Raw genomic sequence first — 23,199 nt, forward strand, 5'->3', positions numbered from 1 at the left:
TTTGAAAAATAAAAAGAGCGGCTGCAAAAACGCCTTTCACGTCAATGCTGTCGCTCTATGATATTTCAGTACGTGTACTCTGCCGCAGCTTTATGCTCTTTTACAGGTGCAGCATTCTCGGGACGCCGCTCTTTCGCCGTTGCAAGCATGAGCTTGATGCGGTTGAGCTGGTTGACCTCGCTCGAGCCTGCGTCGCAGTCGATCGCGGTGATGTTCGCGCCGTGATAGGCTTTGCGCAGGTCGTGCATGACGCCCTTGCCCGTGATGTGGTTCGGCAGGCAGCCGAACGGCTGGAGGCAGATGACGTTCGGGACGCCCTCTTCGATGAGCTTGACCATCTCGCCCGTGAGGAACCATCCCTCACCCGCCATGTTGCCGAGACTGACATGGCGCGCGGCAAGCTCGGCGGTGTGGTCGATGGACTGCGGCGGGCGGAAGTGGCGGCTCGATTCGAGTGCTTTGCGCATGGGGGCACGGAAGAACTCGATGACCTTGATGAACATGCGTCCGAAGAGCCTATCCTTATACGAGCCCGCGAGCAGTTTGTGCTGCGCGATGGGGTCGTACGCGGAGTAGAGGAAGAAGTCGATAAAATCGGGCATGATGACCTCCGCGCCCTCGTTCATGAGTACGGTCTCGATGTCGTTGTTCGCAACGGGGTGGTACTTGACGAGGATTTCGCCGACGATGCCGACCTTTGGCTTCCAAAGATTTTCGTCGATGGGGATATGGTCGAAGTCGCGCACGATGTCCTTCACCGTGCGGCGGAACTTAAAGATATTGCCGTGCTCGAGTTCGTCCTTAGCGCGCGCCATCCATTTGTCAAATGCCGCCTGCGTCGCGCCTTTGACGCGCTCGTACGGCATCATGCGGTTGCGAACGTTCATCAGGAGATCGCCGTAGACGGCTGCCTTCACCGCGTCGACCATCATCTCGCGGCTGAACGAGAACGAATCGGTCTCCTCCGGGAGTCCGCGCACGGCAAAGACGGCGACGTTCGGGAATCCCGCGTCGCGCAGCGCCTTGCGCAGGACGCCGAGGTAGTTCGTCGCGCGGCATGCACCGCAGGTCTGAAAGAGCGCGATGCTCGTGTGGTCGGCATCGCACATCCCCGCCTTGAGCGCGGAGATGAGCTGTCCGATGACGACGATCGCGGGATAGCACATGTCGTTGTGGACGTAGCGCAGTCCCATGTCGATCGCCGCTTTGTCCGGCATCGGCGGGATGACGACGTTGTAGCCGTGCTTGCGCATGGTCGTTTGGAACAGGTCGAAATGGATCGGCGCCATCTGCGGGGCGAGGATGGTGTGCGTCTTTTTGCAGTCCTCGGTAAAGCGCGGACGCTCGATGACGGGCGCCTCGTGGTAAACGGGCGTCTCGCGGCGTGCGAGCGCGGCGATGAGCGAGCGCAGACGAATCCGCGCCGCGCCGAGGTTCGACACCTCGTCGAGCTTGATCATCGTGTAGATGCGCTCGTGCGACTCGAGAATTTCGCGCACCTCGCTCGTGGTGAGGGCGTCGAGTCCGCAGCCGAACGAACTGAGCTGGATGAGCGTGACGTTCGGATGCTCCGCGACGAACTGCGCCGCATGGTAGAGACGCGCGTGGTAGCTCCACTGGTTGACGACCTGCAGACGGCGTTTTTGCACGGGGATATGGTAGACCGCGTCCTCGGAGAGGATGGGAAGTTTGTACGACTGTATCATCTCGGGGATGCCGTGGTTGATCTCGGGATCGACATGATAGGGACGCCCCGCAAGGAGAATCGCATGCTCGCCCGTCTTCTCGATGCGGTCGAGGATCTGCTGTCCGTAATCGCGCACATCCTGCCGGTACTGCGCGATCTCGGCGTAGCCCGCGTCCACGGCGGCGGCGATCTCCTTCTTGCCGATGCCCTCGATCTTGCCGAACTCCTCCGTCAGACGCTCGATCATGCGCTTGCGGTCGTTGATCGGGAGGAACGGCTGGAGGAAGCGAATATTCTTCTCGCGCAGGATGTCCATGTTACCGCGGATGTTCTCGGCGTAGGACGCGACGATCGGACAGTTGAAATTGTTCGCTCCGCTGCCGGGCTTGTCGTCCATATTGTGCGGCTCGCAGGGGTAGAATATCGTCGTGACGCCCTTTTCGACGAGGTCGACGATGTGCCCATGCGCGAGCTTCGCGGGATAGCAGAGCGAGTCCGACGGGATCGTCGCCATGCCCTTATAAAAGAGCTGGGGTGAGGATTTCCCGGAGAGAACGACGCCGTAGCCGAGCGTGTCAAAGAACGTGAACCAAAACGGATAGTCCTCGTACATGTTGAGCGTGCGAGGAATGCCGATCTTGCCGCGGCGCGGGTCTGCAGGCGATTTGTAATGCTTGAACACGCGGCGGTACTTGAACTTGTAGATGTTCGGCGCGTCCTCCTCGTGTTTTTCGCCGCCGATGCCGCGCTCGCAGCGGTTGCCCGTGAAGTAGCGCTCGCCGTTCGGGAACTGCTGCATGGTGATGAGGCATTTATTCCCGCATTTGCCGCAGCGGTAAGAGCTCGTCTTGGTCTCGAAATTCCCGAGCTGCTCCGCGCCGAGCAGCGTCGACGTCTCTGTCCCCGTCTCGAGCGCGAGAATCGCCGCGCCGTATGCGCCCATCAGTCCCGCGATGTCGGGGCGGATGACGTCCTTGCCGAGGATGTTTTCTAGGGAGCGCAGAACGGCGTCGTTGTAGAACGTGCCGCCCTGCACGACGATCTTGTCGCCGAGGGTCGATACGTCCTTGAGCTGCATGACCTTAAAGAGCGCATTCTTAACGACCGAAAGAGCAATGCCCGCCGAGATGTCGGCGACCTCCGCGCCTTCCTTCTGCGCCTGTTTTACCTTTGAGTTCATAAAGACGGTGCAGCGCGTGCCGAGATCCACGGGAGCTTTAGCATCAATCGCCTTTGCCGCGAACTCGCCGGGCGTCAGATGCAGTCCCTCGGCGAAATTTTGAATAAAGGAGCCGCACCCCGCCGAGCACGCTTCGTTCAGCGTGATGTTGCCGACGCTGCCGTCCTGCACGAAGAAGCACTTCATATCCTGACCGCCGATGTCGAGCACGAAGCTGACATCGGGGCAGAACTCCTGCGCCGCGCGCAGATGGGCAAAGGTCTCGACCTCGCCGCCGTCCGCGTGGAGCGCCGCCTTGACGATCGCCTCGCCGTAGCCCGTCGTCATTGCCCCCGCAATATGCGCACCCTCGGGCATAACGGCGTAAAACTCGCGCAGGGCGCTGATGACCGATTGGAGCGGCGAGCCGTGATTGCTGCCGTAGGACGTGTAGAGGAGCTGCTTGTCGCTGCCGATCGCGACGAGCTTCGTCGTCGTCGAGCCTGCATCGATGCCGATGCAGATCGCGCCGCGGTAGTCCGCAAGCTCCGCACGTTTTACCTTGTCGCGGTCATGTCGCGCCTTGAACGCGGCGTAGTCCGCCGCATCGCGGAACAGTGTAAAGTCCGCTGTCCGCGTCTCGGCTGCCGCCGCCTCTTCCGCACGCGCAATACACTCCTGCATCTCCCGCATATCAATCGCCCGGGCATCATCCGAGAGCGCCGCACCGACCGCGACGAAATAATTGCCGTAATCCACATCGACGACGTGATCCGCGTCGAGTTTCAATGTCTCGATAAAGCGTCTTTTCAGTTCGGGGAGAAAGTGCAGAGGTCCGCCGAGGAATGCGACATTGCCGTCGATGGGGCGTCCCTGCGCGAGGTTGCCGATGGTCTGGTTGACGACCGCTTGGAAGATGGAGAGTGCAATGTCCGCTTTCTCCGCGCCGTCATTCATGAGCGCCTGTATGTCAGTCTTGGCGAATACGCCGCAGCGCGAAGCGATAGCGTAGACGCGCTTGCCCTTCTCGGCGAGTGCGTTCAGCCCGATGGGATCGGTCGAGAGGAGCGACGCCATGTGATCGATGAACGATCCCGTGCCGCCCGCGCAGACACCGTTCATGCGCTGCTCCGGCGCGTCGCCGAAATAGGTAATCTTCGCATCTTCGCCGCCGAGCTCCACTGCGGTCGTCGTCTCGGGGATGAGACGGCGCACTGCCGAGGCACACGCGACGACTTCCTGCACGAACGGCAGTCCGATACGCTGTGCGATGCCCATGCCCGCCGAGCCGGTCAGCGCGAACGAGAATTTCGACGTGCCGACGATCTCCTTGAGCTGCGTGAGGTTTTCCTGTAGGGCTCTGCCGATCTCCGAGAAGTGGCGCGCGTAGTTCTTGTAGAGGATCTCATGCTCCTCGCCCAGCACGACCAGCTTGATCGTCGTCGATCCGACGTCCACCCCAACACGAAATGGGGATTCCAATGTAACACCACCTGTCATATCCATACTAAGTACAGTGTATTACTATCACTTAATATATATTAAATAGGAAAGCCCTTTTTAGGCTTCCCTATTTTAACGTATTTGTCAGAACTATGCAAGTGTATGAGACACATCCTCACATACAAGATATTGATATTTTCATGCAATTAATACATATATGGAGGGTATACAAGAACATTAGCATGAAAAAAGCCCGCAGTGCATCGGTGCGGCGGGCGTCTCCGTTTGTCTGGATGTAGTTATGCGGTCGGCAGCGGTACGATTGAGAGGGTTTTCCTGAGCGGCGCGAGCACTTTTAACAGCGTGTCGATCTGCGGGCTGGTATATCCCCGTTCCATGCGCGCGATGACGGCTGCCGGACGCCGCTGAGCTCTTCGAGTTTCTTTTGACTGATTCCTTTCTCTTCTCTTGCTTTGATCAGTTCGCCGATGAGCGCAACACGCAGATTGCTTTCCGCTATTTCTTGCGGCGTCAAAATGGAATCCATATACGCCAATACATCTCCGCCGTTGGCAGCTTCGCCGCGTTCTAACGCGTCTTGATAGTTCGCTTTTGCCTGTGCTATCGCTTCGGCGTACTCTTTACTCATTTTCATTATTTTTCCTTAGATGCTGTACGATGAACCGACTTCTTTTTCCTTGCGCGCATGTATCAATTCGAGTATCCGAGCAACGCGCAAATCAGAGACGGCTCGTTCTTCCGGCGAAAAAAGCTGCTCTCTCACATCTTCCCACGATGCGCCGATCGCCTCATCGCCACGCTCTTTGATGTCTCTTAATGCTTCTTTTGCTTTTTCGATCTCGGCACGATATTGTTCAGTCATTTTCATGGTTTTATCCCTTTAGATTTGATACGGTGCGGCGAGTTTTTTGAAGTAGGTGCGCGCCTTTTGCATGGTGCGGATGATGGGTTCCATGAGCTGCGGGTGGCGAACGACGGTGCGGATGATCGCCTTGCGCAGCTGCCGGTACTCGGCGTCGAAGTCGCGCATGACGTCCTCCATCTCCGCTTCGACGGAGACGGCGGCGCTCTGCGAGGGGATGAGGATGGCGCTGCGCCCTGAGATCGTTACGGCATCGCCGAGGAAGGGCGCATAGACCTCGAGCCCTAGTTCCTCGTTGATGCGTTCGCGCAGCGCTTCCTGCGCGTGTCCCTCGCCGTGCACGAGGAACACCTTCGCCGGGCGCGGCGCGGTGAGCGCGCGCATCCAGTCGACGATCTGCTCCGCATCCGCGTGCGCAGAAAATCCGTCGAGCATCTTGATCTGCGCCTTGACCGCGATCTCCTCGCCGAGGACGCGCACGCGCTTGATGCCGTCGACGAGCCGCCGCCCGAGGCTCCCCTCCGCCTGATAGCCGACGAAGAGCACGGTCGATTCGGGACGCCATAGATTGTGTTTCAAATGATGCAGGACGCGCCCCGCATCCGCCATCCCGGAGGCCGAGAGGATAATCGCCGAGCCTTCGGCGGAGTTCAGCGCGCGCGAGTCCGCGGCGGACTCGGCGATGCGCACCTGAGGGAACGCGGGAATCTTGCCGTTTTTCCCAAAAAACGCGATTGACTCCTCGTCAAAGTCCTCGTAGTTGCTTAGAAATACGCGCGTCGCCTGTATCGCGAGCGGGCTGTCGATGATGATGGGGATGTCGCCGTCGAGCCGTCCCGCCTTCCAGAGACGGTAAAAATAATAGAGCAGTGTCTGCGTTCTGCCGACGGCAAAGGACGGGATGATGACGTTGCCGCCGCGATCCATCGTGTCGCGGATGACCTCGAGGAGCGCCGTTTCCTTATCGTAGTCGCGGTGTACGCGGTCGCCGTAGGTGGACTCGACGAGCAGGAAATCTGCGCCCGCGATCGGCTCGGGATCGCGCAGGATGGGTTGATTGGGCTGACCGAGATCGCCCGAAAATACGATTTTCGTCTGCTGTTCGTTCTCCGTCACGGTCATCTCGAGAATCGCAGAGCCGAGGATATGCCCCGCATCGTAATATTTCAGATGCAGGTCGTCTACGTTCAACATGCCGTGATACGGCACGGGTTCGAAGTGCTCGAGCGCGGCAAAGGCATCCGCCTGCGTGTAGAGCGGCATGACCGGCGCCTCGCTGCGGCGTGCGTTCTTGCGGTTCATGATCTCCGTGTCGCTCTCTTGGATGTGCGCCGAATCCGGGAGCATGATGCGCACGAGGTCGCAGGTCGCCTTGGTCGCGTAGATTTTCCCGCGAAATCCCTCGCGTACGAGCTGTGGGATGCGCCCGCAGTGGTCGATGTGCGCGTGCGTCAAAAAGATCGCCTCGATCTCCGCAGGGTTGAACGGGAACGGCTCATAGTTCATCTCGCGCAGACGGCGCGTCCCCTGATACATGCCGCAGTCCACAAGATATTTGCGATCGCCCGTATGGAGTAGATAGCACGATCCCGTGACAACGTGCGCCGCCCCTAGAAATTCCAGCCGCATATGGATGCTCCCTTCGCTTTGATTCTGCCTTCGTCTTGTCTTATAACATTCGAAATCAAATGAAAAAATCCTGCCGTTCCGCAGGATTTTGTAGACAGTTCCCCGCCCGCCTGTTACACTGAATGCAGGACGAACCGGAGACGAAAAGGAGGATACCTGATGAAAAAGATCGGATTTATCGGCCTCGGGCTGATGGGCGCGCCCATGGCGGGGCATCTCATGGATGCGGGCTACGAGCTGAGCGTCTACAACCGTACGAAATCAAAGGCGGACGCGCTCGTCGCGCGCGGCGCGCGTTACTGCGATACGCCGGGCGCGTGCGCGAAGGGACAGGACGTGGTCATCACGATTGTCGGCTACCCCGCCGATGTCGAGGAACTATACCTCGGTGCGGACGGTATTCTCGACAATCTCGCGCCGGGGGCGTACACCGCGGACATGACGACCTCCTCCCCCACGCTCGCCGCGCGCATCTACGAGGAGGCGAAAAACCGCGGCATCTATGCGCTCGACGCCCCCGTCACGGGCGGCGATATGGGCGCGCGCGCCGGCACGCTGAACATCCTCGTCGGCGGAGACGAAGACGCGTTCAACGCGATGCGCCCCGTCTTTGCCGCGATGGGGTCGAACATCATCTACGAGGGCGCGGCGAGTGCGGGACAAAAGACCAAGGCGGCGAACCAGATCGCCATTGCGGGTGCGCTGGCGGGCGCATGCGAAGCGTTTGCCTATGCGAAAACAATGGGACTGGACGTCGAAAAGGTCTTTGCCTCCATCTCGGGCGGCGCGGCGGCGAGTTTTCAGATGTCCCATATGGTGCGCATGGCGCTCGACGGCAATTTTGACCCCGGCTTTATGCTCAAACACTTCATCAAAGATATGAATATCGGCGTGGAGACGGGGAGCGCCCGCGGTCTCACGCTTCCCGTTCTAAGGCAAGTACTCGAAGAGGCCCGCACCCTCGAGGACAAAGGGCTCGGCGCGGAAGGAACGCAGAGTCTCCTGAAATACTACGAGAAATAAACTGCCGTACCTATGATCTTGCTGCGCGCCACGTGCGTACAAGTTCATCCGCGGCGGCGAAGGGATGCGCGACGGATGCCACGGCGCTGACGACGAAGAATCCCTCGACGCCCGCAGCGCGCAGAGCGGGCAGATCGCCTGCCTTGACCCCGCCGCCCACGACGACGGGCAGGGGGCTCACGCGGTGCAGCTCGGAGAGTTCCGTGAGGCTGCGCGTCACGATATGCCCCGCCGCATCCCGCCCCGCATCGGGTTTCGTCGCCGTCGGGTGCAGCGGCCCCGCGCCGAAGTAGTCGATGCAGGAGGTATCGCACGCGCGCACGTAGTCAATGAGCGCAGACGTCCGCGCGGAGAGGCCGACGACGGCATCCTCGCCCAAATATTTCCGGCATATCTCGGGCGGAATGTCGCTCTGTCCGACATGGACGCCGTCCACCTTTATCCCCGCGTCCCGCGCGGCAAGCGCAACGTCGAGACGGTCGTTGACGACGAGCGCGACCCGCTCGGACTTTTCCTGTGCCGCGATAATCTCAGCCGCCGCACGCGTAAGGTCAATGAGCTCCCGCGCCTCGGCCGTTTTGGACCGAATCTGAACGAAGGTAAAGTCCGCCCGCACGGCCTCCGCGATCACGCGCGCAACGGGGCACCCGTTCGTATTCTCCGGGCCGATCACGAGGTACGCGGACAGATCGAATTTTTTTCGCATGGACATATACGTTCTCCTCAAAAACAAGGAGCTGTTGCACGAACGTGTGTAACAGCTCCTTTTCATATGGTTGGAAATCACGGTAGAGCGCAAAAATCCATCTCACGCCTCAGTAGTTCTGCACAACCTGCTGAAAGAACGACTGCGGATGTTCGCAGACCGGACACTTCATCGGCGCCTGCGGGCTCTCGCAGACATAGCCGCAGTTCAGGCACTGCCAGATGATCTTTTCATCGCGCTTGAACACGCGTCCCTCCTCGACATTTTCGAGAAGGATCCGATAGCGCGTATCGTGCCTCTGCTCAATCTTGCCGACCGCGTCGAAGAGACGGGCGATCTTGTCGAACCCCTCTTCACGCGCCACGCGTGCGAACTCTGGATACATACTCGTCCACTCTTCGTTCTCTCCCGCGGCCGCGGCGGCAAGGTTCGCCTTCGTATCGCCGATACCGGCGACAAGCTTGAACCAAATCTTGGCGTGCGCCTTCTCGTTGACCGCCGTCTCGTTGAAGATGTCCGAAATCTGAACGTAACCGTCCTTCTTCGCCTGCGACGCGTAGTACAGGTACTTCGTATGCGCCTCCGACTCGCCGGCAAACGCCGCCCAAAGATTCTTCTCCGTTTGTGAACCCTTCAGCTCCATGATGGACTCTCCTTTGCTAAAATACATACACAAAAACATATGGATACCGGCAAACATCAGTCGTCCCTTTTTCAAAGGAAACACGCCTTGCTCAGGGGCGTGCGAGCGCGGCGTCATCCTGCCAGGATATCGGCGATCTCGTCGATGTTCTTCTTGCCGAAGTGCAGATCCTCCCCGACGATCATGCAGGGAACGCTCATGACGCTGTACTTCTCCTTCAGCTCCGGGAAATAGCGGATGTCATAGATGTCCGCGCGGACGTTCTCACGCGCCGCCGCGATGCGCTGCACCGCGGCCACCACGTCGGGACACATCGTGCAGGAAAGCGACATCAGCACCTTCACATCGACGTCTTTCGTGATGCGCGCGATCTTTTCCTGCGTCTCGGGGCGCAGTTCCTGTCCCGGTCCCGCGACATTGTAGAGCGCGAGGATGAACGAGTTGAACTCGTGCCCGCCCGGCACCGCGTGGAACGTGATGCCGCTCGACGTGCCGTCCGCGCGCAGGAACTCGACGCCCGGTTCGCCTATGGCATCCTGCTTCGCCTCATAGGTCACTTTGTCCGTCAGCCCCGCGAACTCCTCCATAAAGCCGCGCAGCTCCGCCGAGAGATCGCCGCCGTCGTAGTGACCGACGACCTTCACGGGGGCGGCGAATTTCTCGAACACCGCAGCGAGCTGCTCACGGATCTCCGCGGAGATGAAATTCGTCTCGTTCCCCTCCGCCGCATCTTTTTCGATCGAGTTCTTGCGCTGTTCAAGGCGCGCCGTATCGACCTCGGGACGCGAGAACGCGGGCAGATGCAGGCGGTCATGCAGCGCCGCCGCATGACGCTCCGCCGCGACCGCGCTGACCGCACCGTCGGAGACCGCCGTCACGACTTGGCGCAGCTCTTTGATGCAGACGTCGCCCGCCGCGAATACGCCTTTGACATTCGTCTCCTGTCGCTCATCCGTGATGATGTAGCCCTGTTCATTCAGTGCGACGAGATTGCGGAACAGCGCTGTGTTCGGCACATACCCCGCAAAGACAAAGACACCGAACGTCTCGCCGCTCTTCGGTGTGAAATGCTGCGTCTCGCCCGTCACATCGTTGCGGATATCGGCATAGGAGAGCATCGTCTCGCCGCCGACGGCATCGACGACGGTGTTGAACCGCACGCTGATGTTGTCATACTTCGCGAGCGCGTCCACCGCCGTCTGCGGCGCACGGAACTTGTCGCCGCGCACGAGGATCGTGACCGATCTGCCGTAGCGCGAGAGGAACATACTCTCCTCCACCGCCGACATACCGCCGCCGATGACGAAGATATCCATCCCCGTGAAAAACTCCGCGTCGCAGGTCGCACAGTACGCGACGCCGCGTCCTTGGAACTGCTTCTCCCCTGCAAAACCGACCTTGCGCGGATTCGCGCCCGTCGCGAGGATGACGCTGAGCGCTTCGACAGTGCCTGCGGTCGTCTCGACCTCCTTGACGTCTTGGTCGAGCTTCAGCCCGATGACCTCGGCGGACAGGAACTCCGCGCCGAATCCGCGCGCCTGCTGTTCCATCTGCGCGGCGAGCTCCGCGCCGCTGATCTTCCCGAGTCCCGGATAGTTGACGACATCGGCGGTGATGGTGATCTGCCCGCCCGTTTTTTCCTTCTCGACGACGAGCACCTTGCATTTGGCACGCGCGAGGTAGATTGCGGCGGAGAGTCCCGCAGGGCCGCCGCCGACGATGACCGCATCATACATTTTGTCCATCCGTACACCCCTGTCTTTTCATAGAAAAAAAGCACTTTACGAGCGCCCTCGCAAAGTGCCCTATATAGCGTCTTAGAGTTTGCCGACGAGATCGAAGCTCGGCTTCAGCGTCTTTTCGCCCGGCTTCCAGCGTGCGGGGCAAACCTCATCGCCGTGCGCAGCGACGAACTGGAGCGCCTGCACCTTGCGGATAAGCTCTGCGGCGTTGCGTCCAACGTTGCCTGCGCTGACCTCGTAGGAAACGATCTTGCCCTCGGGGTTCACGACGAACGTGCCGCGCTCGGAACGACCGTCCTCTTCGATGTAGACGTCGAAGTCGCGTGCGAGCTTCGCCGTCGGATCCGCGAGCATCGGATAGGTGAGCTTGCCGACGAGCTCGGAGCTCTCATGCCATGCCTTGTGAACGAAGTGCGAATCGCAGGAGACGCCGAAGATCTCGCAGCCGAGCTTCTGGAACTCCGCGTACTGCTCCTGCAGATCCGCAAGCTCCGTCGGGCATACGAACGTGAAGTCCGCCGGATAGAAGAAGAACACGCTCCACTTGCCCTTGAGGTCTGCCTTCGTGTACTGCTTGAACTCGCCCTGTGCGGCGCCTTCCTTCTTCTGGAACGCGTCTACCTTAAAATCACTGATTTCCTTATTGATCTGAGACATTGAACATCCTCCTTTTGTGCTGAACCAACCGCGCCGATGCCGACCGATTGGGTATGTCCTTTTGTTGGAATTATCATAGCACCGCAGACGTATCCTGTCAACTAATATTTTCACCTTTTTAATAATTATTTTTGTTTATATCTACATATAGATAAATTGTCCCGTTCCGCGCTCACTGTTCCCAGCTCGCGTCGAGCTTCCAGCTCACGGGATGGCAGGCGCTGCATTTCTTCGCCGACTGTTTGTGATGCATACTGTGGCAGTCCATGCATTGCTGCGGGTTCTCGTTCCCGGCGAGATGGACGGGATCGTGCGGGTTCTCCTTGCCGTAGTGCGCGGTCGTGCGCTTTACCGCTTCGAAATCATGACAGGAAAGACACTGCTCGTTCTTGAAGCCGTACTTCGGCATGGGGTTCTCGTAATTGCCCGTGACGAAGAGCCATCCTTCCTTCATCTGCTGCGCAATCGTCGGCTCGTGGCAGTCGTGGCAGGTCACGCCCATGTCCGCGTGCGCCTTCGCAAGATAGCCGTCGTGTGTGAAGCTGTCGTATTCGGGCTGCATGTTATGGCAGGTCGCGCAAAAGGCGGGCTTGGCGCTCACCGCGGAGAGCAGCGCGAACGTGCCGAATCCTGCCGCCGCAGCGCAGATGACGAGGAGCAAGAGCACGCGCGGACGTTTGAGTTTGGATAAGAATCGCATCATACTCCCTCCTCAAAGTTTGCCGACGACGTTGCCGACGAGCCGCCCGTACACGAGGGCAAAGGCGTGACTGACACCCGCCGTCACGACGGGATAGTCCCCGACGAACCGCCCGCCCTGTGTGTTGCCGACGGCGTACAGCCCCGGAATGCCGTGATAACCCCTGTCGAGTACGTTGCCGTCCTCCGGGTTCACCGTCAGTCCGCCCATATTGACGAGGAGCGCGCCGCCGAGCATCTTTCCTGCATAGAACGGCGGCTTTTCAATCGGGAAGAGCCGCTTTGATGCTTTGCCGAAGTCCGTGTCGAGATGCGCATGTGCGAGCGCGTTGTAGCGCGCGATCTCCGAGAGGATCGTGCGCTGTACGGCGGGGCGCTCGGGCGCAAGCGCGGCGGCAAGCTCCTCGAGCGTATCCGCGCGCACGAGCCCGGGCGTTTTCTCTACATCCTCCACGGAGGTATAGGATGTTCGTCCGATCGCCCATTGGCAGTCGGGCGGGAGCTTCGGATTTTCCGCGGCGGGGACGCAGTGGTTCACACTGCCGTGCGAGACGCCCATCGCGCCGAGCTGCTCCGGAAAATTCGCATCGAAAATCTGCCACGCATAATCGCTGCGCTGCCGATAGATGGCGCAGGAGAGCTGCTGTCCGCCAATGTCCTCGTTGACGAACCGCTTCCCGTCGTCGTTCAGCAACAGGTAAGCGTCCACGCCCAGAGGACCGCCAAGCGTGTGAATCATGGGGGCGTGAGGTCCATCCTCGATTTTTCCGCCGACCCACGCCGCCATCTTGTGCCCGTCACCCGTATTCGTGGGGCTGTCCCATGCGTCACGATTCGGGAAGACGTTGAGGTAATCGACCGCCCACGGCACGAAATACGACATCATTTCCTTGTTGTTGCCGTAGTCTCCTGTCGCGAGGACAACCGCTTTGCGCGCCGTGCATTTGACAAATTTTCCGTGAATGTCCTCGCCGACGACCGCCGTGACGCGCCCGTCCCCGTCCTCACGGATGAGTTTTTGCGCGCGCGTCGCAAAGATGAATTTGCACCCCTGCGCAAGGCATTTCTCATAGACGAGCGTGAGGAGCGGTTCCTGACTCGGCAGGAGCGTCATGACCGTCGGATAGGTCGGGCTGTTCTCCTCTGCACGGTTGTATCCCTTGGGCAGCGGATAGTGCATCATCATGAGATTGATCTTCGTGCGGTCAAGCTCCGTGTCCGTTTCCTTCATCAGATGGACGGCGGGCGCAAGGTCAAGCATCCAGTCAAAATCCTCGCCGCTGTGATCCGCCCAGTATTTCCACATGCGCTGATCCGAGCGATAGCCCATCTGCTTCATGTTCTCGAGAATCGCTTCGTTCTTGTCGAACGTGATGCCGAGTTCCCGCTGATAGCGGTTGCCGATCGTGCCGTACTGCCCGCTGCGGCACTGCCATGTGCTTCCCCGTTCCATGACGAGAACCGACGCGCCGTGTTCCGATGCCGCACGCGCGGCGGTCAGGCCGGCAAGTCCCGCGCCGACGATTACCACATCGGCGACGCGTTCCTCGGCGATCTTTCCATCCGGAATCTCGGGAGCCGTGCCGAGCCATGCGGGCGGAGGAGGCGGCGCCGCCGGAGGCGAAGGCGGGATCAATCGATCGTTCGGATTTTCCCCACATCCCGCGAGCAGGGCGGGCGCAGCGATAAAACCGCCAAAGGCAAGCGCGCTTCCCTTGAGAAAATTCCTGCGGCTGAGCGTCCCGTTCTTTTCGCTGTCCATCGTATCCGCTCCTTTCTGTTCCTGTTATTCTCTATTATAGGAGCGCAGATGCATAAACTCAACCGTATTTTTCCATATTTTTTATTTATCGACCAGCTCTTTTTTGTTGTAACGTGCGCAAAAAAGAGCTGCAACAAACGTGTCAAAAACACAATTTCGTTACAGCCCCTGCAAAAGTCTTATACTTAGAGATTCCGCGAAAGCTCCTCGATGTTGTTCGACATCGCCTTCGCCTCTTCGACGGAAGCGCTGATCTCCTTCATATTCGACGCCTGATTTTCGATCAATTGACTGATCGAGTTGATCTTATCGACGATGTTGTTCGTCGCCGTCTGCATCGACCCGAGGGCTTCCACGATCTTCGCCGTCGCGTCGCGGCTGCTGTCCGCGAGCTTGCGTACCTCCTCGGCGACGACGGCAAAGCCGCGCCCCGCCTCGCCTGCGCGCGCCGCCTCGATGGATGCGTTGAGTGCGAGGAGATTCGTCTGCTTGGAGATATTCATGATGAGTTCCGTCATCTTGAGCGTGTTCTCCGTCTGCCCGCAGGCATCCTCGGCAGCCTTTGTGATCTCCTCTTGGACGCCCGAGAGTTCGACGGTCTGCTCCGTCGTCTCGCTCACACTGCCCGTGATGCCGTCGATGGATGCGTAGAGACTGCTCAGCATCGTCCCCAGTTCCTTGTAGAACTGCTCTTTCTTCTGCGTACTCTGTTCCAAGGATTCCTTATTCTTTTTGTCCGCGTCAATATCGACAAAGACGCCGATGATCTCCTCGGGATGTCCGTTCTTATCGCGTACAACGTTGCCGGACGCATGGTACCAGCGATAGCTGCCGTCATGCACCTTGAGCCGGTAGTCCACATCGTACGGCGTGTGACCGCTCAGATCCTTAATGCATTTCGTAAACGAGCTGATCGTGTGATCCACATCCTCCGGATGCAGACGCGAGCTCCATGACTCCACCTTGTTCGGAAAATCTGATTCTCCTTTGAACCCGATCATGCGGCGGAACTCGTCCGACCATATGGCATACGCGATGCTGAAGTCCGCATTGATCTTCATGTACCACATGCCCGAGTGCACCGCTTCGTTCACCGTACGCAGCCGGAACCGCTGATACTCCAGCTCCTCGTTGACGCACACGATCAATTCGTTCAGCTCCGCCGCATATGGCGTGCCGCCGGATACCTTCTCGAACAGCTCATTCTTCTCATGTCCCGCAACAAGGTGATCAATCACTGCAGAGATCCCGTCACCGCCGATCTCCGGCGCCGTCTCCGCATTCTTTCCTACCATTCTTATCCCTCCATACGACAAAAGTCTCATCCCATTCTCTCAGAGATTGTACCATAGAACACCATATATGAAAAGGCTCTTTATAAGACAATTAATATTTTATCACACAGTCATCACCGAATCGCCGCCGTCTGCGCCGCGAGTTTTTCCTTCCAATCCGTCGTATCCGTGGGGATAAACTCATGGACAAGCCACTGCGGGCGCACGCGGTCGATAATCTCTCGCGCACGCGGTGTATGGAGCGGCGCGTGCCGGTCGATGCGCAGCACATAGTCGATGGACTCCTGCGGCGTCGGGTGCTCCGGCATCTCGCCGCGCCGCGCCGCCTCCTGCACTGTGCGCACATACGCCCCCGAGAGCGATTGATGCAGGTGCAGCCCACGGATGCGTTCGGCTAGCTCCTTGTCATATCGTGCAAGCCCCTCGATCGTATCGAGCACATAGTCGACGCCCTCCTCCTCCGTGCGCAGATCCCAGTTCGTATTCATGAGATGCCCCGTGTCGAGCATGAAGCCCGTGTGCTCATGCGGTGTCTCCTCGATGAGACGCGCGGCAAGCACGGGATCGCGAAAGGTCAGCCCCGGCCACCAGAGATTTTCATAGAGCAGCATACAGTCCTGCGGCAGCGCCGAGACGAGCTCGCGCACAACCTCGATCGTCCCCTCGACGACATCCCTGTCGTCGTAGAAAAAATTGCGCGAAAAGATCTCGCCCTGCCCCGTGTGCGCAACGTGAAAGACGGCGTACTCCGCCCCGCACGCTCCCGCGACGCGGAAGTTATCACGAAAGCGCGTCAGCCACTCCTCGCGCGAGTCACCGAAGATGCAGCGCACCTGCTCGGGTGAATAGTCGCGTGCAAGGAGCTCTGCATTGCCGTGCCAAAAATGCATCCAAGAGGGGTAAAACCACAGATGAACGCCGCGCACGATGCGTCGGGGAAAAAGCCCTGTGTCCTTTGCATCGCAGACCATGAACTCAATGCCGTCAAGCCCATAGCGCTGCAAAAGAGACTCCACGCCCTGCGGCGTTCCGCCCGGCAGATTGCAGATGTCGCAGTCCGCACTTGAAACATTGATGAGCTGCACCATTTCGATTCTCCCTTAAATCGTTTCGCAGCGTCTATCCCTTTAGAACCTGTAGCTGTAACTCAGCAGATAATTGATAGGCGCCGTATAATAAACTGTTCCGCTGTGCATCGTCGTATCCTTGCGGTCGAGCACATTGTCAATCCGCAGACTGATCTCACTGTGATCGTCCGGCGCATAGCTTGTGTTCCACGTCGTGAGCAGATAAGGCTTTGCCGCATAGGAACGCTGTGCCGACGGTGACTGCACGCGCGAGGCGAGATAGGACGCCGTGAGTGCGGAGTTCCATTTCCCTTTTTGATAGTGTATGCCGCCCGTAAGCTGAATCTTGCCAAACGCGCGATCCCACCCGCCCGCAACAGACGTGCTGTTCGTCTCCGGGTTCTGCCACGTCAGTCCCCAGTTGTAGGAAAATCCGTGCGTCCCCCTAATATCCGCGGAGAGCTCCACACCCGTATTGCGGAAATCCTCATTCGTGTATTGATATTCGGTTCTTCCCGTATTCACCTTTGCCGTGATATTATCCTTGACGTTCATATGGAAGAGTGCGGCTTTCCATATGTGTCCGCCGTGCGATTTTTTCCAGCCGATTTCGTAATTAACCCCCGTCTGCGGACGCAGATTGGATGCAGGCAGCTGCCGCCCGTTCTCCCCGTACATCTGCGCGAAGGTCGGCATGACGAACGACTGACTGATGTTCAAATATAGACTGCTCTCGGCGTTCAGTTTATGCAGCCACTGCCCCGACGCGCTGAGATTGTGGAAATTCTGCCGCTTCGCCGCGCCTGTCGTCCACGTTTCGCGCAAGCCGAAGATTCCCGTATTGCGCTCGTCAAAGCGCTGCTCCCACTGTCCGAAAACGCCCCAATTGTTGCGGGAATAGCGGTCGTCCTTATTACTCGCGACCGTCGGGAGCGCGGCATAGTATTCATGCTCGAAGTCAATGCCGAAAATCGCCGTTGCCTTTGGCGTCACCTGCCATGTCCGCTGAAGATCCAGCCCGTAGGTCATATTTTTCTCGCGCGAATCATAGAACCCGTCCGGGGTGCGCGCCCCGCTCCTCGTATTAAAATACGTCGCGCCCGCAAATTCCATCGTACTCGTGTTAAAGTACAGACTTCCTTTCCAATCCGCATCATGGTAGTTGAGCTGGGTGACGTACTGCCTCGTCTCGTATTTGCGGTTATTATACGGCTCCCCAATCGTCAGTGGGATGCTGCCCGCATGACGCGCCGTCACATAGCGTTGGTAACGCGCGGAGGATTCATAGAGATTGAACAGGAAATCCAAATGCGGGTTGATATGATAGCCGATGCCGAGATTTTTCTTCTCTACATCATGAATGTCCGTCCGTGTTTCTCCCTTGAAGCGCGTCTGAGCAACATTCGTATAGGTCAGCCCGTTTTGATGCCCCCACTTATCGTAGTTATAATACACGCTGAAGCGGTCATCCCCGACGCTCATGCCGGCACTGCGCTGTCCATAGCTGCCGAATCCTGCATGAACCTCGTTCTGCACGTGCTGCTTCGTGATGATATTGACAACGCCGCTCACCGCTTCACTGCCGTAGAGCACGGATCCGCTGCCCTTCACAACCTCAATGCGCTCGATAGCGGATGCCGGAATCGCATCGAGATTGTATTTTCCGCGCCACGAGATCGGATTGCCGTTCATGAGTACAAGCGCGCCGCCCTTTACGCCGCGCAGATTCACCTCGTTCGTCATAGATCCCATCGACGCGCCGTTCGGGCCAAAGGATTTGTATGTAAATCCATTGACCTGTGCAAGCGCATCGGACGCATGTGCCGCTCCGCTCGCCTTGATCTCATCCGCCGTGATCACCGTCGTCGCCGCCGGAACATCCACATCGTTCTTCTCGCTTCGAGTCGCCGTCACAACGACGTCCCCCAGCGTGTAGGTGTCCATGCCCTGCGCATCATCTGCTGCCGATGCAGCATAGGCGTGATGACCGGACGCGAGCAGTGCGCCGCAAACCAGGCGCGCAAGAATTTTCCCCTTTTCCATTTTCATAAAAACATCTTCTTTCCATTGAAACAAGAATACAGCGCTGCACCGCAATCCCCGGAAGCGGCACAGTTATGAGCTTTATTGATTTTCAAGAAGATAGAGATAGTCGCCGTAGCCCTCCGCCTCCATGTCCTCCTTCGGGATAAAGCGCAGGGAAGCGCTGTTGATGCAGTAGCGCAGGCCGCTGCTCGCCTGCGGGCCGTCGTCAAAGACATGCCCGAGATGCGCGCCGCTGCCCGCCGCCGTGACCTCCGTGCGCACCATACCGAACGAGCGATCCTCATGCTCCGCGATGAGCGCATCGTCGATGGGGCGCGAGAACGCCGGCCATCCGCAGCCCGAGTCATATTTGTCCGTCGAGACAAAGAGCGGCTCGCCCGTCGTGATGTCGCAGTAGATGCCCGCGCGGAATTCGTGATCGTATTCGTTGCGGAACGGCGGCTCGGTCGCCTTTTCCTGCGTCACCGCGTACTGCATATCCGTCAGCTTTTCCTTCAGCTCCGCATCCGACGGCTTTTCATAGGTGCGGCTCGGACGCTGTGGCGTCTGCTTCTCTGCGGCAGCTTTCTCCGCTGCGGCACGCTTTTCACGCATCTCCGCGATCTTTGCGGGCGAGATGTGGCAGTAGCCGTTCGGGTTCTTCGTGAGGTATTCCTGATGCCCCTCCTCCGCGCGGTAAAAATTCACAATCGGGCCCATCTCAACGGCGATCGGCTTGCCGATGCGTTTTTGCAGCGCGTCCAGCGATGCGCGGATCGTGCGCTCGTCCGCCGTCTCGCTCCCGTCCGCGTTCGGCACATAGTAAATCCCCGAACGGTACTGCCGCCCGACGTCGTTGCCCTGCCGATCCTGCGTCGTCGGGTCAATCGAGTCATAGAACACATTCAGCAGCTCGTCGAGCGATACAATGCGCGGATCGTAGACGACATGCACCGTCTCCGCATGTCCGCTGCCGCTGCATACCTCCTCATAGGTCGGGTTCACGGTCTTGCCGTTCGCATAGCCGCTCTCGGCGGAGACGACACCGTACACGAGACTCGTATAGAGCTCCGTCCCCCAAAAGCATCCGCCCGCGAGATAGATCTCCGCCTGCCCGTCCTTCGGCTGATTTTTCTGTACGATGCCGCGCGGCATCTCCGCAGATGCCTTCGACGACGCGCCCGGCGCGCCGCAGCCGCCGAGACAAAAGACGAGTCCAAGTGCGCAGACGAGACGCATTCCCTTGATATTCATATGGATGCTCCTTTCGAGACGAGACTTTCGTTCATACATTGATTTCCTCTGCCGGCGGCAGCGCCCACTCGATCGGCGTCTCACCCGCGCGTACGAGGAAATCGTTCACGCGCGAGAACGGGCGGCTGCCGAAGAATCCGCGGTGTGCCGAGAGCGGGCTCGGATGCGGCGACTCGACGATGAAATGTGCGGGATTCGTGATAAGCGCGCGCTTGCGCCGTGCGGGACTGCCCCACAGGATGAACGCCAGCGGACGCTCCCGCGCGCCGAGCAGACGGATGATGTGATCCGTGAACTGCTCCCAGCCATGCCCCTGATGCGACGCCGCCGCATGTGCGCGGACGGTGAGCACGGTGTTGAGGAGGAGCACGCCGCGGCGCGCCCACGGGATGAGACAGCCGTGGTTCGGCGGCGCGATGCCGAGATCATCCTGCAGTTCCTTGTAGATGTTGAGCAGGGACGGCGGCGGCGCAATCCCGACCTGCACGGAGAACGAAAGCCCGTGCGCCTGCCCGTCGCCGTGATAGGGATCCTGTCCAAGGATGACAACCTTCGTATCGGCAAAACTCGTATAGTGCATCGCATTGAAAATCGCATACATATCGGGATAAACGCGCCGCGTTCGATATTCCTGGATGAGGAACGCGCGCAGCTCACGGTAATACGGCTGTGCCATCTCCGGTGCAAGCAGCTCCTGCCAGTCGTTTTGAAAAATTGCTTTTGCCATCGCATTCTTCCTAGATTCTGTCGTAAATTTCAAAGATACAGTCTTTTCCTGCGCGCGCCGCCGTCCGTGCAAAATCCGTGAGCGGCGGCAGAAAGGTATCCGCGCCGTATCTGCCCATGAGACGCGTCACATGCGCGCGATGCACATACGACAGGAGCACGCGGTAACATTCCTCCCCGCCAATCGCAAAGATGCGGCGCGCCGCATCGGAATCCAGCCGCCCGAGCAGATGCCAAAGCGCCGCGAGGTCGTGTACGATATGAAAGCCGTCCGCGCGGTCAAGCGTCCGCGAGAGCACGATGTTCTCCCGTCCTGCGAGCGGCTGCTTGCCCGGCAGGCTCTTCATCGTGCGCCGCCCCATGATGACGATGCCCCCGGTCGTCTCCGCACGGAAATGCGCCATATCCTCGGCGCAGGACGTCAGCAGTCCGCCCGCGCGCCCGATGCCCATATCCTCATCCACCGCCGCGATGAGTTCGAGCGGATAGGGTGCGGCCAGCTCCGGCGCGCGCACAATGCCGGACGTATCAACTCCCGCACACCACGCTGTCACCGTCTTTCCGCGCACGACAAGGCGCGGCTCAATCTCTGCGAGCGGCACGAGCACAAAGGCGCGCTCACAGAGATAGGGATGCGGCAGTATAAGCTCTTCCCCCGCCGTCTCCACGCCGTCGATATGCAGGATATCAAGGTCGATCGTACGTGCACCCCAATGCTCGCGCCGCACCCTGCCGAGTGCGTGCTCTATATTCTGCAGCGCTGCAAGCAGATCCTGCGGCGTCGTGTCAAACTCGATGCAGGCCGCAGCATTGAGAAACGGCGGCTGATCCGTCTTTCCCCACGGCGGCGTCTCGTAGAACGCCGATACCTCCGCAAGCCGCATCCGGGGATGCGCGGCGATGCGGCGCAGAGCCTCCCGCATCGTCTCGCCGCGGTCGCCGAGATTTGCCCCGAGCCCGACGTATGCCGTCCGCATCGTCATTGTCCCCTGCGGCGCACAATATCGACGCCCACATCGGCGAATACGCCGCCGATCGGTGCGTCCGGCTTATGCACGGTCACTCGCACGGCGCGTACGCGCGGGAACGCATCGAGAGCGCGCACCGCGATCTCCTCGGCGACGGCTTCGATGAGGCGTTTCGGCGCGCCCTCCACAACGGCGCGCACGATCTCATAGAGCTCCGCGTAGTTCGCCGTCGCGTCAAGGTCGTCCCGCGCCCCCGCCTCGTGCAAATCGATCAGCAGCTCCGCATCCACGACAAAGCGCTGCGGGTTCTCGCGTTCATGCGGGAGCACGCCGTGACATGCCGAGAATGCCATGCCGCGCAAAAAAATTCGATCCATATTACGCCCTCAGTATCGCATCCGTCATCCGGCACATGCGCACGATCGGCTTCACATCATGCACGCGCACAATAGACGCGCCGCGCAGGATGCCGAGGACGCACGCCGCGCCCGTCGCCTCCATGCGCTCCTCCACGGGCAGGTCAAGCGCCGCCCCGATGAAGCTCTTGCGGCTCGCGCCGAGGAGCAGTGGATAGTGCGCCCCGTCATAGGAAATCAGTTCGTCCATGCGCCGCATCACATGCATATTCGCTGCGGGCGTCTTGCCAAAGCCGATGCCGGGATCGAGGATGATGTTCTCCCTAGACAGCCCCGCCACGTCGGCGATTTCCATGGAGACGCTAAAAAATTCCCGCATCGACGCGATGGTGTCCCCCGCATAATCCGTACCATTTTGATTGTGCATGACGACGACGGGCACGTTCGCCGCTGCCGCCGCGCGCGCCATTTCGCCCGGCTCTTCGGCGTATTGCAGTCCCCAAATATCGTTGAGGATGTGCGCCCCTGCCGCGAGTGCCGCACGCGCCGTCTCCGCCTTGAACGTGTCGACGGAAACGGGCACGGGGCATTCCCGTAGGACGGCTTCGAGCAGCGGCATCAGCCGCTCCATCTCCTCGGCAGCACTCATCGGCACAAATCCTGGACGGCTCGATTCCGCGCCGACGTCGACGATGTCCGCGCCGTCCTGCACCATCTCCTCCATATGCCGGAGCGCACGCTCCCGCGTGTTCCACCGCCCACCGTCCGAGAACGAGTCGGGCGTCACGTTCAAAATGCCCATGACGAGCGTGCGCGCGCCGAGGGTCAGGTTCTTTCCGTCACGAAAACGATAGATTCTCTTTGCCGTCATTCATGTACTCCCAGCATCTTCCACGCGGCGGCTGTCTCCGCCGCATCCGACCGGAACGCGCCGCGGTATTCCGCCGTAACCGTCCGCGTCCCGTGTGCGCGCTCTCCGCGCATCATCATGCAGAGCTGCTGTGCGCGAACGACGACGAGCACCCCCGCCGCCCCGAGACCGCGCACGATCTCATCCGCGATCTGCGCCGTCAGCCGCTCCTGCAGCTGCGGACGCGCCGCATAGAGTGCGGCAAGCTGCGTAAATACGCCGAACCCCGCCACGCGCCCGCTCTGCGGACGGTAGACAATATCGACCGTCCCGAAGAACGGGAGCAGATGATGCTCGCACATGGAGTAAAAGGGAATATCCCGCACAGCGACGAGTCCCGCCGTGTCCTCGGTCATCGTCTCCGCCCACAGCACCGCAGTATCGCTCCGCAGTCCCGCAAATAGCTCCGCATACATCTCGGCTGCCCGCGCGGGCGTCTCCCTCATGCCGCACGAGCGCAGATCGATCCCGAGCGCCGTCAGAAATTCATGCATCGCACGTTCCGCTCGCGCCGTATCCACGACGCCCCCGGTCTGCTCCCTCATCCGCTCACACTCCTTTGATT

Annotated in this window: 20 protein-coding genes; 1 reads left to right on the plus strand and 19 read right to left on the minus strand. The window is 59.6% G+C overall.

Annotated features, from left to right (window positions below):
• Window positions 1-65 precede the first annotated feature (65 nt).
• The 4 genes from HMPREF9162_RS07550 to HMPREF9162_RS07565 all read right to left on the minus strand — a co-directional run bounded on the left by HMPREF9162_RS07550 (window position 66) and on the right by HMPREF9162_RS07565 (window position 6,801).
• A complete protein-coding gene (locus tag HMPREF9162_RS07550) occupies window positions 66-4,352 on the minus strand; it encodes a 2-hydroxyacyl-CoA dehydratase (RefSeq protein ID WP_009752792.1) in 4,287 nt (1,428 codons plus the stop codon).
• Window positions 4,353-4,644: 292 nt separating this feature from the next.
• Window positions 4,645-4,944 (minus strand): XRE family transcriptional regulator, encoded by a 300-nt coding sequence (locus HMPREF9162_RS12790; RefSeq protein WP_009752837.1) that lies wholly within the window; start codon window positions 4,942-4,944, stop codon window positions 4,645-4,647.
• A gap of 9 nt (window positions 4,945-4,953) precedes the next feature.
• Window positions 4,954-5,178 (minus strand): hypothetical protein, encoded by a 225-nt coding sequence (locus HMPREF9162_RS07560; RefSeq protein ID WP_009657481.1) that lies wholly within the window; start codon window positions 5,176-5,178, stop codon window positions 4,954-4,956.
• 12 nt (window positions 5,179-5,190) lie between these two features.
• Window positions 5,191-6,801 carry an MBL fold metallo-hydrolase RNA specificity domain-containing protein gene (locus HMPREF9162_RS07565; protein WP_009438960.1) on the minus strand — a complete coding sequence of 537 codons (1,611 nt, stop codon included), beginning with the start codon at window positions 6,799-6,801 and terminating at the stop codon, window positions 5,191-5,193.
• A gap of 159 nt (window positions 6,802-6,960) precedes the next feature.
• Between HMPREF9162_RS07565 and HMPREF9162_RS07570 the strand changes: the two genes are divergently transcribed.
• Complete coding sequence (locus HMPREF9162_RS07570; protein WP_009752900.1) at window positions 6,961-7,824, plus strand: NAD(P)-dependent oxidoreductase; 864 nt, start codon at window positions 6,961-6,963, stop codon at window positions 7,822-7,824.
• 10 nt (window positions 7,825-7,834) lie between these two features.
• Here the strand turns inward: HMPREF9162_RS07570 and HMPREF9162_RS07575 are convergent, their stop codons facing one another.
• The 15 genes from HMPREF9162_RS07575 to folE all read right to left on the minus strand — a co-directional run bounded on the left by HMPREF9162_RS07575 (window position 7,835) and on the right by folE (window position 23,179).
• Entirely contained in the window at window positions 7,835-8,536 is a 702-nt protein-coding gene (locus tag HMPREF9162_RS07575) for a thiamine phosphate synthase (RefSeq protein ID WP_009438955.1), read from the minus strand.
• A 103-nt stretch (window positions 8,537-8,639) separates the two neighbouring features.
• Window positions 8,640-9,173, minus strand: coding sequence for a rubrerythrin (gene rbr, locus HMPREF9162_RS07580; RefSeq protein WP_037350416.1), 534 nt, complete (start codon window positions 9,171-9,173; stop codon window positions 8,640-8,642).
• A gap of 113 nt (window positions 9,174-9,286) precedes the next feature.
• Window positions 9,287-10,918: an FAD-dependent oxidoreductase gene (locus HMPREF9162_RS07585; RefSeq protein ID WP_009752903.1), complete on the minus strand. Its 1,632-nt coding sequence runs from the start codon at window positions 10,916-10,918 to the stop codon at window positions 9,287-9,289.
• A 72-nt stretch (window positions 10,919-10,990) separates the two neighbouring features.
• Window positions 10,991-11,572, minus strand: coding sequence for an alkyl hydroperoxide reductase subunit C (gene ahpC, locus HMPREF9162_RS07590; RefSeq protein WP_009752802.1), 582 nt, complete (start codon window positions 11,570-11,572; stop codon window positions 10,991-10,993).
• 172 nt (window positions 11,573-11,744) lie between these two features.
• Entirely contained in the window at window positions 11,745-12,275 is a 531-nt protein-coding gene (locus HMPREF9162_RS07595; RefSeq protein ID WP_009752851.1) for a cytochrome c3 family protein, read from the minus strand.
• A 9-nt stretch (window positions 12,276-12,284) separates the two neighbouring features.
• Window positions 12,285-14,033, minus strand: a complete 1,749-nt coding sequence (locus HMPREF9162_RS07600; protein ID WP_009752786.1) for an FAD-dependent oxidoreductase — start codon at window positions 14,031-14,033, stop codon at window positions 12,285-12,287.
• A 185-nt stretch (window positions 14,034-14,218) separates the two neighbouring features.
• Window positions 14,219-15,328 (minus strand): PAS domain-containing methyl-accepting chemotaxis protein, encoded by a 1,110-nt coding sequence (locus tag HMPREF9162_RS07605; RefSeq protein WP_009752811.1) that lies wholly within the window; start codon window positions 15,326-15,328, stop codon window positions 14,219-14,221.
• Between the two features lie 113 nt (window positions 15,329-15,441).
• Window positions 15,442-16,416, minus strand: coding sequence for a sugar phosphate isomerase/epimerase (locus HMPREF9162_RS07610; RefSeq protein ID WP_009752791.1), 975 nt, complete (start codon window positions 16,414-16,416; stop codon window positions 15,442-15,444).
• Between the two features lie 39 nt (window positions 16,417-16,455).
• Window positions 16,456-18,444 (minus strand): TonB-dependent siderophore receptor, encoded by a 1,989-nt coding sequence (locus HMPREF9162_RS07615; RefSeq protein ID WP_037350421.1) that lies wholly within the window; start codon window positions 18,442-18,444, stop codon window positions 16,456-16,458.
• Between the two features lie 75 nt (window positions 18,445-18,519).
• Complete coding sequence (gene msrB / locus HMPREF9162_RS07620) at window positions 18,520-19,674, minus strand: peptide-methionine (R)-S-oxide reductase MsrB (protein ID WP_009752784.1); 1,155 nt, start codon at window positions 19,672-19,674, stop codon at window positions 18,520-18,522.
• A 31-nt stretch (window positions 19,675-19,705) separates the two neighbouring features.
• Window positions 19,706-20,401, minus strand: coding sequence for a uracil-DNA glycosylase (locus HMPREF9162_RS07625; protein ID WP_009752835.1), 696 nt, complete (start codon window positions 20,399-20,401; stop codon window positions 19,706-19,708).
• Between the two features lie 10 nt (window positions 20,402-20,411).
• Window positions 20,412-21,377 (minus strand): 2-amino-4-hydroxy-6-hydroxymethyldihydropteridine diphosphokinase, encoded by a 966-nt coding sequence (gene folK / locus HMPREF9162_RS07630; protein WP_037350423.1) that lies wholly within the window; start codon window positions 21,375-21,377, stop codon window positions 20,412-20,414.
• Window positions 21,378-21,379: 2 nt separating this feature from the next.
• The gene (gene folB, locus HMPREF9162_RS07635) at window positions 21,380-21,745 is read right to left on the minus strand and encodes a dihydroneopterin aldolase (protein WP_009752850.1); all 366 of its coding nucleotides are present in this window, start codon (window positions 21,743-21,745) and stop codon (window positions 21,380-21,382) included.
• A 1-nt stretch (window position 21,746) separates the two neighbouring features.
• The gene (gene folP, locus HMPREF9162_RS07640; protein WP_009752890.1) at window positions 21,747-22,595 is read right to left on the minus strand and encodes a dihydropteroate synthase; all 849 of its coding nucleotides are present in this window, start codon (window positions 22,593-22,595) and stop codon (window positions 21,747-21,749) included.
• Complete coding sequence (folE, locus tag HMPREF9162_RS07645; protein WP_009438970.1) at window positions 22,592-23,179, minus strand: GTP cyclohydrolase I; 588 nt, start codon at window positions 23,177-23,179, stop codon at window positions 22,592-22,594. Before folE ends, folP begins: the two co-directional genes overlap by 4 nt.
• Window positions 23,180-23,199: the final 20 nt, after the last annotated feature.

It is taken from the genome of Selenomonas sp. oral taxon 137 str. F0430 (genome assembly GCF_000183625.1).
Lineage (GTDB): Bacteria > Bacillota > Negativicutes > Selenomonadales > Selenomonadaceae > Centipeda > Centipeda artemidis.

Bases quoted from the DNA above. Each gene is read 5' to 3' on its own strand.
- HMPREF9162_RS07565 (WP_009438960.1), bottom strand. From the start codon at position 6,801: ATGCGGCTGGAATTTCTAGGGGCGGCGCACGTTGTCACGGGATCGTGC.
- HMPREF9162_RS07625 (WP_009752835.1), bottom strand. From the start codon at position 20,401: ATGGCAAAAGCAATTTTTCAAAACGACTGGCAGGAGCTGCTTGCACCG.
- HMPREF9162_RS07610 (WP_009752791.1), bottom strand. From the start codon at position 16,416: ATGGTGCAGCTCATCAATGTTTCAAGTGCGGACTGCGACATCTGCAAT.
- HMPREF9162_RS07560 (WP_009657481.1), bottom strand. From the start codon at position 5,178: ATGAAAATGACTGAACAATATCGTGCCGAGATCGAAAAAGCAAAAGAA.
- HMPREF9162_RS07615 (WP_037350421.1), bottom strand. From the start codon at position 18,444: ATGAAAATGGAAAAGGGGAAAATTCTTGCGCGCCTGGTTTGCGGCGCA.
- msrB (WP_009752784.1), bottom strand. From the start codon at position 19,674: ATGAATATCAAGGGAATGCGTCTCGTCTGCGCACTTGGACTCGTCTTT.
- HMPREF9162_RS07550 (WP_009752792.1), bottom strand. From the start codon at position 4,352: ATGGATATGACAGGTGGTGTTACATTGGAATCCCCATTTCGTGTTGGG.
- folP (WP_009752890.1), bottom strand. From the start codon at position 22,595: ATGACGGCAAAGAGAATCTATCGTTTTCGTGACGGAAAGAACCTGACC.
- HMPREF9162_RS12790 (WP_009752837.1), bottom strand. From the start codon at position 4,944: ATGAAAATGAGTAAAGAGTACGCCGAAGCGATAGCACAGGCAAAAGCG.
- HMPREF9162_RS07575 (WP_009438955.1), bottom strand. From the start codon at position 8,536: ATGTCCATGCGAAAAAAATTCGATCTGTCCGCGTACCTCGTGATCGGC.
- folE (WP_009438970.1), bottom strand. From the start codon at position 23,179: ATGAGGGAGCAGACCGGGGGCGTCGTGGATACGGCGCGAGCGGAACGT.
- HMPREF9162_RS07605 (WP_009752811.1), bottom strand. From the start codon at position 15,328: ATGGTAGGAAAGAATGCGGAGACGGCGCCGGAGATCGGCGGTGACGGG.
- HMPREF9162_RS07585 (WP_009752903.1), bottom strand. From the start codon at position 10,918: ATGGACAAAATGTATGATGCGGTCATCGTCGGCGGCGGCCCTGCGGGA.
- HMPREF9162_RS07600 (WP_009752786.1), bottom strand. From the start codon at position 14,033: ATGGACAGCGAAAAGAACGGGACGCTCAGCCGCAGGAATTTTCTCAAG.
- folB (WP_009752850.1), bottom strand. From the start codon at position 21,745: ATGGATCGAATTTTTTTGCGCGGCATGGCATTCTCGGCATGTCACGGC.
- ahpC (WP_009752802.1), bottom strand. From the start codon at position 11,572: ATGTCTCAGATCAATAAGGAAATCAGTGATTTTAAGGTAGACGCGTTC.
- HMPREF9162_RS07595 (WP_009752851.1), bottom strand. From the start codon at position 12,275: ATGATGCGATTCTTATCCAAACTCAAACGTCCGCGCGTGCTCTTGCTC.
- folK (WP_037350423.1), bottom strand. From the start codon at position 21,377: ATGCGGACGGCATACGTCGGGCTCGGGGCAAATCTCGGCGACCGCGGC.
- HMPREF9162_RS07570 (WP_009752900.1), top strand. From the start codon at position 6,961: ATGAAAAAGATCGGATTTATCGGCCTCGGGCTGATGGGCGCGCCCATG.
- rbr (WP_037350416.1), bottom strand. From the start codon at position 9,173: ATGGAGCTGAAGGGTTCACAAACGGAGAAGAATCTTTGGGCGGCGTTT.